Here is a 2,391-nt window from a genome sequence, read left to right on the forward strand (position 1 = left end):
CCGGAGCGAGCGCTAAGGCCCTGGTCCGTTCGCGGTTCTTCTCCTACAGCCCCGTCACACCTTTCCACGCCGTCCGACACGGCGCTTTCCCTACTGCAGCCTAGTTGCCTAAATCCAGGACACACCCCTCATCAAGCTGTACGGTTAGGGGTGCAGTACTCGAGTGATTGCCGCGGATCCTACAGTGACAAACATTCCTTGGAAGCACTCAGGCGCGTACAATGACTTCAGGAGGCATCCAATGAAAAGGCTTGCGTGGGGGTTGGTGTTGTTGCCTTTGGCCTGGGCCCAGGTGGGAAGCTGGTTTACGCTAGCACCCTTGCTCGAGCCTCGGCAGGAAATTGCAGCGGTGGAGCTGGGGGGAAAGATCTATGTGGTGGGTGGCTTTGCCCGTGACCGTAGCACCCTCAACAGCGCTGAGGTCTACGACCCTGCCAGCAACCAGTGGAGCCGCCTGCCTGCCATGCCGATTGGGGTGAACCATCCGGCGGCAGCGGTCCTGGCTGGGAAGCTGTATGTGTTGGGGGGCTACCGTCAGGGACTCAGCCAGCCTACCGATGCCGTGCAAATATTTGATCCTGCCAGGGGGCAGTGGCAACTGGGAACCCCCATGCCTTCGCCTAGAGGGGCCCTGGCTGCGGCCGCGGTAGAAGGGAAGCTATACGCCATTGGCGGCGCCAGGGGAGCCTTGCTGGATGAGGTCAGTGTCTACGATTCCACCAACAACCGCTGGCAGATACTAACGCCTTTGCCTACTCCTCGAGAACACCTGGCCGTTGGGGTGGTGGGCAACAAGATTTATGTGGTGGGTGGCCGCAACGAGCGCACCTTTACCCTGCGGGAGGTAGAGGCCTACACCCCCTCAACCAACCGCTGGGAAACCCTTGTCCCCATGCCCACAGGACGCTCGGGACACGCAGTAGCAGTGCTGGGGAATTGCTTGTATGCCTTTGGCGGCGAGGTGGACTTTGCGGCCCCGCGCGGGGTGTTCTCCCAGGTGGAGGTCTATTCGCCTGCCCGCAATAGCTGGTCGGCGTTGCCTTCCATGCCCAACCCACGGCATGGCCAGGCCGCCGTTACCTTGGGCAGCAGAATTTACATGATCGCTGGCGCAAACTTGGCGGGCTTTGGGGCGGTGAATTTGCTGGAAGTTTATGGCCCCCCGCCTTGTGAGTAAGCGTCTGGAATTGCTCGGGGAAGTTATTAGAGCGGCCTCCCACGAACATCCTAGTGCTTGCACCAAACAGCTTTTTTTGCTCTGCTGGATATATTGGCCTTGCAAATACAGGCTTTTATCGTTTTTCCCTTTCTCTCTACCCCCGTGGTAGGGGGTGGCGTCACCGGCAGTTAGCCTGGTGCTCGTTTTGCCCAGTAGGCCACTTCTGATGGCAACCCGGTGTTGCCGGGTGAGGGGGCTGCAACTCATGCTTCCAAGCAAATGAGAAACTGTTGTAAAAGTCCCTTCCTCCAGCTTATGCGGCCCTGGCCAGCCGCTTCACCAGCAAGCATATCATGCCTAAATACATCCAGGCTTCCGTTACCTCAGGATGGTACTCGTAATCTTTTCCCAGCCGTCGGTTCCGCCCCATCCAGGCAAAGGTCCGCTCCACCACCCACCGCTTGGGCAGGGGCTTGAACCCACCCTCCCGCGGAATCTCCGGCACCTCCTCCCCCTCCCGCACCCAGACCCCCCGCACCCCCGCGTAGGGACGGGCCACCACCTCCAACTCCAGTCCCAGGGAGGAAGCCAGCCCCTTGAGGCCCCGGTAGCCCCAGTCCACAAAGAGCTTGCGCACCCGGGGCCACAAGGAGAGGTCCATCCCCAAAAGCAAGGCCTGCCCACCCCACCGGTCGTGCTCGTTGGCCGGGTGCACATACACCTTCAGCAATCGGCCCCCTGTGTCCGTCAGGATCTGGCGTTTCCTCCCCTTGACCTTCTTCGCCCCGTCGTGTCCCCGGGGCCCCCCTTTTCACTCGTCTTCACCGACTGGCTATCCATCACCAGGGCGCTTGGAGAGGCGTATCGCCCCTCCCGCTCCCGATCCCATCGGGCCAGAACCTGAGCTACCTTCTCCCAAACCCCTTCCTTCTGCCACTTGCGGAAGTAGTGGTAGACCGTAGACCAGTGGGGCAGGTCATGGGGCATGGCCCGCCACTGGATGCCGTTTTTCAGGACGTAGAGTATGGCGTTGACGATCTCCCTTCTAGGCACTTTTGCAGGGCGGCCTCCCGGCTTGGGGGCGGGGATGAGGGGTTCCAGGAGAGGGTGTGTCCTGGATTTAGGCAACTAGGCTGCAGTAGGGAAAGCGCCGTGTCGGACGGCGTGGAAAGGTGTGACGGGGCTGTAGGAGAAGAACCGCGAACGGACCAGGGCCTTAGCGCTCGCTCCGG

3 protein-coding genes are annotated in these 2,391 nt (G+C 61.0%); 1 reads left to right on the plus strand and 2 read right to left on the minus strand.

The annotated features are described in order from the left end of the window. The first annotated feature begins 241 nt into the window (after positions 1-241). Complete coding sequence (locus Mhypo_RS17570) at positions 242-1,177, plus strand: Kelch repeat-containing protein (protein ID WP_119342506.1); 936 nt, start codon at positions 242-244, stop codon at positions 1,175-1,177. 295 nt (positions 1,178-1,472) lie between these two features. Here Mhypo_RS17570 and Mhypo_RS18430 read toward each other — a convergent pair whose 3' ends face one another. Then, positions 1,473-1,913, minus strand: coding sequence for a transposase (locus Mhypo_RS18430; RefSeq protein ID WP_222592840.1), 441 nt, complete (start codon positions 1,911-1,913; stop codon positions 1,473-1,475). Continuing rightward, positions 1,907-2,287, minus strand: a complete 381-nt coding sequence (locus Mhypo_RS18435; protein WP_206074955.1) for an IS5 family transposase — start codon at positions 2,285-2,287, stop codon at positions 1,907-1,909. Before Mhypo_RS18435 ends, Mhypo_RS18430 begins: the two co-directional genes overlap by 7 nt. Positions 2,288-2,391: the final 104 nt, after the last annotated feature.

The organism is Meiothermus hypogaeus (genome assembly GCF_003574035.1).
In the GTDB taxonomy this organism is placed as follows: Bacteria; Deinococcota; Deinococci; order Deinococcales; family Thermaceae; genus Meiothermus; species Meiothermus hypogaeus.

Excerpts from the sequence above, each read along its gene's own strand:
- Mhypo_RS17570 (WP_119342506.1), top strand. The coding sequence starts at position 242 with ATGAAAAGGCTTGCGTGGGGGTTGGTGTTGTTGCCTTTGGCCTGGGCC.